The following is a 5839-nucleotide window of genomic DNA, read 5'->3' as shown; positions in this document are numbered from 1 at the left end:
GCGTGGTGCTGATCATGTGCGGCGACCTGTTCATGCGCCTGCTGCGCAGCCATTTCGTCGACGAGGCCAGCGCGCGCATCGACGTGCAGATCTCGGCCACGCTGATGGAGAAGGTGCTGGGCATGCGGCTGGAGAACCGGCCCGAGTCGGTGGGCTCGTTCGCATCCAACCTGCGCGGCTTCGAGCAGGTGCGCGACTTCATCGCGTCGGGCACCGTCACCGCGCTGATCGACCTGCCGTTCGCGGTGCTGTTCATCCTCGTGCTGGCGTGGATCTCGCCGTGGCTCGCGGTGCCGGTGGTCACGGCCTTCGGGCTGATCCTGGTGATCGGCTACGTGCTGCAGCACCGGCTGCACGAGCTGTCGCAGACCACCTACCAGGCCTCGGCGCAGCGCAACGCGACGCTGATCGAGAGCCTGACCGGCATCGAGACCATCAAGTCGATGGGTGCCGAGAGCGTGGTGCAGGCCAAGTGGGAGCGCGCGAACGCCTTCCTCGCGACCACCAACGTGCGCATGCGCGCGCTGTCGTCGTCGGCCAACTACGGCACCAACTGGTTGGTGCAGGGCGTCACGGTGGCGATCGTGATCGTCGGCGTGTACCTGATCAGCCAGCGCGAGCTGACGATGGGGGCGCTGGTGGCTTCGTCGATGCTCGCGTCGCGCGCGCTGCAACCGGCCGGCCAGATCGTCGGGCTGCTGATGCAGTACCAGGGTGCGCGCACCGCGATGGAGTCGCTCGACAAGATCATGGAGCGGCCGGTGGAGCGCCCGCAAGGCGCGAACTTCGTGCAGCGCCCCCAGCTGCGCGGCGACATCGAGTTCCGCAACGTCAAGTTCGCCTACCCCGGCCGGCAGGATGCGGCGTTGGACGGCGTCAGCTTCAAGATCCAGAGCGGCGAGCGCGTCGCACTGATCGGCCGCGTCGGCTCGGGCAAGTCGACGATCGAGCGGCTGATCCTCGGGCTGTACCAGCCGACCGACGGCGCGGTGCTGCTCGACGGCATCGACCTGCGCCAGCTCGACCCGGCCGACGTGCGCCGCAACGTCGGCTACGTGTCGCAGGACGTGACGCTGTTCTACGGCAGCTTGCGCGACAACATCACCTTCGGGCTGCCGTATGCCGACGATTCGGCCATCGTCGCGGCCGCCGAACTGGCCGGCATGGCGGGGTTCATCGACCGCCACCCGCGCGGCTTCGACATGATGGTGGGCGAGCGCGGCGAGTCGGTGTCGGGCGGGCAGCGGCAAGGCATCGGCCTTGCGCGCGCGGTGCTGCACAACGCGCCGATCCTGCTGCTCGACGAACCGACCAGCGCGATGGATTTCTCGACCGAGGCGCAGATCACGCAGAACGTCAACCACTTCGCCCAGAACAAGACGGTGGTGCTGGTGACGCACCGCACCTCGCTGCTGTCGATGGTGACGCGGGTGATCGTGATCGACGGCGGCAAGGTGGTGGCCGACGGGCCACGCGACCGGATCATGGAAGCGCTGCAGAGCGGCCGCATCGCGAGGGCCGCATGATGAACAGTCATGCGGCCCGGATGCCAATCCGGGGTTTCCGTGCCTGCGCTGGTGCACGCCAAGGCGCGTGCGGGCAGGCTGGGGCGCGCCTTTGCCGAACCAGTTGTTTCGTGCGTGCATCCCGGATTGGCATCCGGGCTACGGGGCTTCACGGGTCATGAGCAACAACCAACCAGGCCGCACCCACCGCCTGCTGATTCTTGCGGGCCTGGCCGGGATGCGCGTGCTCGAAGCCTTGCGCCGCCTGCTGGATCCGCTGACCCGGCGCCTGCTCGGCCCCGTGGTCACGCCCGACAACGCCACCGAGGCCGGCTTCCGCAGCTTCGAGGCCGAGGCCGACGAGGTGATGTCGCGCAGCCAGACCCACCATGCGCAGTCGATCGTGCGTGCCGCGCTGCTGATCGTCGCGCTGCTCATCGTGTGGGCCGCCTTCGCGCGCGTCGACGAAGTCACCAAGGGCGACGGCAAGGTGATCCCCTCGCGCCAGCTGCAGGTGGTGCAGTCGCTGGACGGCGGCGTGGTGTCCGAGATCCTGGTGCGCGAAGGCGAGGTGGTCGAGGCCAACCAGCTGCTGCTGAAGATCGACGAGACCCGCGCGACGTCGGGCGTGCGCGAAAGCGCCGCCACCGGCTTCGCGCTGAAGGCGCGCCAGGCGCGGCTGCGTGCACTCTCCGACGGCTCGACCTTCGATCCCCCGCTGTCCGACGACCCCGAGGAACGCCGCATCCTGCTCGGCGAGCGGGAGCTGTACGAGGCCCGGCGCTCCGAGCTGGCCACGCTGCTGTCGATCAACCACCAGCAGCTGCAGCAGCGCCAGCAGGAACTCGCCGAGATGCGCGCACGCAAGGCCGCCGCCGATCGCGGGCTCGAGTTCGGCCAGCAGGAACTCGCCAAGACGCGGCCACTGCTGGCCACCGGCGCGGTGTCCGAGGTCGACATCCTGCGGCTGGAACGCGAGGTGGCCCGCTCGCGCGGCGATTCGGAACAGGCCGGCGCGCAGATCGCCCGCGTGCAGGCCTCCATCGGCGAGGCCGAGCGCAAGAGCCAGGAAACCGAGATCGGCTTTCGCAACGAGGCCCGCAAGGAGCTGGCCGAGGTGGTCGGCAAGCTGAACGCACTGAACGAAGGTGCGGTCGCGCTGACCGACAAGGTCAACAAGTCGCAGGTCAAGTCGCCGGTGCGCGGGCGCATCCAGCGGCTGCTGGCCAACACCGTCGGCGGCGTCGTGCAGCCGGGCAAGGACATCGTCGAGATCGTGCCGCTGGACGACAACCTGGTGCTCGAGGCACGCATGGCGCCCAAGGACATCGCCTTCATCCGCCCGGGCCAGCCGGCGACGGTGAAGTTCACCGCCTACGATTTCTCGATCTACGGCGGCCTGGACGCCCAGGTCGAGAACATCAGCCCCGACACCATCACCGACGAGCGCGGCAACGCCTTCTACCTGGTGCGGGTGCGCACCACCCGCGCGCACTTCAGCGAGAAGATGCCCATCATCCCGGGCATGACGGCCGAGGTCGACGTGCTGACCGGGCAGAAGACGGTGCTGGCCTATGTGCTCAAGCCCGTCCTGAAGATCAAGGCGAACGCATTGCGCGAACGCTGAGACGGCATCCAGACGCCGCCGCGCGACGTCGCAAACCCAACGCTCAAGTTCCAAACCCCTCGGTCGATATACCGATCGGCCGGTATGCCCTGACACGTCCATACCGATCGGACCGCTGCCGAAGCAACCTCCTTATGTGGCCACGGAACCCTGGTTTCGGTGATGCCGATCACGAAATGGCCCAGTCCATTCGTACATAAGGAAGGGCTTTCTCGATATCCTGACTGGTAGTTTCTGACCCGTCTTTTGTCCGAGGAAGTCCCATGCCCACGATCGTCCAAACGCAGCACGGCAAGGTCTCGGCCCTGTGGGGAGCGGCACTGCTGAGGACACCGGACGGTCACCTGCGGGCGCTTCAGCTCGGCGACGTGGTGAACAAGGGCGACGTGATCCTGACGACGCAGGACGGCATCGTGCGGCTGACCGATGCCGATCTGCCGGCGGCCCAGGCGGCCAAGGCCGAGCCGGCGCCGTCGACCGACATCGACCGCGTGATCGCTGAGCTGAACCAGCCCGACGCCGAGACGGCCCCGGCGGCCGGCTTGAGCGGCGGTGGCGGCGGCGGGCTGACGCCCGGGCTGCGCGTGGACCGGATCTCCGAAGGCATCACCGCGACCTCGCTGGCCACGCCCGACACGTCCGCCCCGGCGCCGGCCACGACGCCGATCACGCCGACGGTGGCCGCCGGCAGCACTGCCGGCGACACGGGCACCACCACCCCGCCCGCCCCGCCGCCGCCGGCCCCGGACAACCAGGCGCCCGAGGCCAATGCCGCCACGGTGTCGGGCACCGAGGACGGCACGCTGCCGATCTCGCTGACCGGCCGCGACAGCGATGGCACGGTGACCGGCGTGCGCGTGGTGGCGATCCCCGCCGGCAGCACCATCCTGCTGGCCGACGGCGTGACCGTGGTCACGGCCGGCCAGTTGCTGACGCCCGCGCAAGCCGCGTCGCTGCTGTTCAAGCCGGCCGCCGATTTCAACGGCAGCACGGCGCTGAGCTTCGAGGTCATCGACAACACCGGTGCCGAGTCGGCCCCGGCGTCGGTGCAGATCAGCGTGAGCCCGGTGAACGATGCGCCGATTGCCGCCGTCGACACCGTGGCCGCACGCGAGGACACCCCGGTCACCTTCGACCCGCGCGCCAACGACAGCGACGTCGACGGCCCGGCGCTGAGCATCATCTCGGTCGGCGGCCAAGCGATCGCCGTCGGCACGCCGGTCGTGCTGCCGCAGGGCACCGTGGCGCTGAACCCGGACGGCACGCTGACCTTCACGCCGGCCCCGGATTTCAACGGCTCGCTGACGGTCCCGTACACCGTCAGCGACGGCAGCGCCCAGGGATCGTCCAGCGTGACGCTGAACGTCGCGCCGGTGAACGACGCCCCGGTCGCGCACGACGACAGCGCGGCCGGCAGCATCAACACGCCGGTGACCATTCCGGTGCTGGCCAACGACGTGGACGTCGATGGCGACACGCTGACCGTCAGCAACCCGGTGCTCGGCAACCCGGCGCTCGGCACGGTGTCGGTCAATGGCAGCGGCGAGCTGGTGTTCACGCCGGCCACCAACGTCAGCGGCCCGGTCACCATCACCTACACCGTGACGGATCCGTCGGGCTCCAGCGCTTCGGCCACCGTGACGGTCAACGTCGGCTCCAACACGGCGCCGAGCGGCGCGGACGGCTCGCACACGCTGGCCGAGGACGGCAGCTACGCGATGAAGGCCGGCGACTTCGGCTTCAGCGACGCGGATGCCGGCCAAAGCCTTGCCGGCGTGCGCATCGACAGCCTGCCGGCCGCCGGCACGCTGCTGCTCAACGGCACGCCGGTGACGGCGGGCACTGTCGTCTCCGCCGCCGACATCGCGGCCGGCCACCTGGTGTTCACGCCGGCGGCCGATGGCAACGGTGCCCCCTACGCCAGCATCGGCTTCAGCGTGCAGGACAGCGCGGGCGCGTTCGACATCACGCCGAACACCTTCAGCTTCAACGTCACGCCGGTGAACGATGCGCCGGTCGCACACGCCGACGTGGTGGCGGCTACTGAAGACACGCCTGTCACGTTCGACCCGCGCACCAACGACACCGACGTCGACGGCCCGGCGCTGGGCATCGTCTCGGTGGGCGGCCAACCGATCGCCGTCGGCACGCCGGTGGTGCTGCCGCAGGGCACCGTCTCGCTGAACGCGGACGGCACCCTCACCTTCACGCCGGCCGCCGATTTCAACGGGTCGCTGAACGTGCCGTACACCGTGAGCGACGGCACGACGCCGGTCAGCTCGACCGTCACCATCAACGTCGCGGCGACGCCGGACGCCCCGGCGATCACCGGCCCGCTGGCCGGCAGCGTCACTGAAGACCAGGTGCTCGCCAGCACCGGCAAGCTGACCGTCACCGATCCGGACGGCCCGGCCGAATCGAGTTTCGTCGCGCAGGCCGGCACCGCCGGCCAGTACGGCAGCTTCACGCTGGCGAGCGATGGCAGCTGGACGTACACGCTGAACAACGCGTCGCCGAACGTGCAGTCGCTGCCTGCAGGCGCGAGCGTCACCGAGAGCTTCACGGTCACCACGGCCGACGGCAGCACGCGCAACGTCGTCGTCACCGTCAACGGCAGCAACGACACGCCGACGGCCGTCAGCGACGTTGGCACGGCCACCGAGGACACGCCGCTGGCCGGYAACGTGCTGGCCAACGACAGCGATGT

The 5839-nt window shown here is 69.5% G+C and carries 3 protein-coding genes; all 3 read left to right on the top strand.

The features are described 5' to 3' along the window. A partial coding sequence (locus AC1DYN_RS31380; protein WP_477966528.1) for a type I secretion system permease/ATPase occupies window positions 1–1526 on the top strand: 1526 nt, incomplete at its 5' end. Window positions 1527–1683: 157 nt separating this feature from the next. Next, complete coding sequence (locus tag AC1DYN_RS31375; protein ID WP_477966526.1) at window positions 1684–3132, top strand: HlyD family type I secretion periplasmic adaptor subunit; 1449 nt, start codon at window positions 1684–1686, stop codon at window positions 3130–3132. Window positions 3133–3395: 263 nt separating this feature from the next. Then, window positions 3396–5839: cadherin-like domain-containing protein (locus AC1DYN_RS31370; protein WP_477966524.1), on the top strand; the 2444-nt coding region annotated here is incomplete at its 3' end.

Source organism: Rhizobacter sp. P2_D12 (assembly GCF_056404395.1).
This window is presented reverse-complemented; position numbering and strand designations above follow the sequence as displayed.

Bases quoted from the DNA above. Each gene is read 5' to 3' on its own strand.
- AC1DYN_RS31375 (WP_477966526.1), top strand. From the start codon at position 1,684: ATGAGCAACAACCAACCAGGCCGCACCCACCGCCTGCTGATTCTTGCG.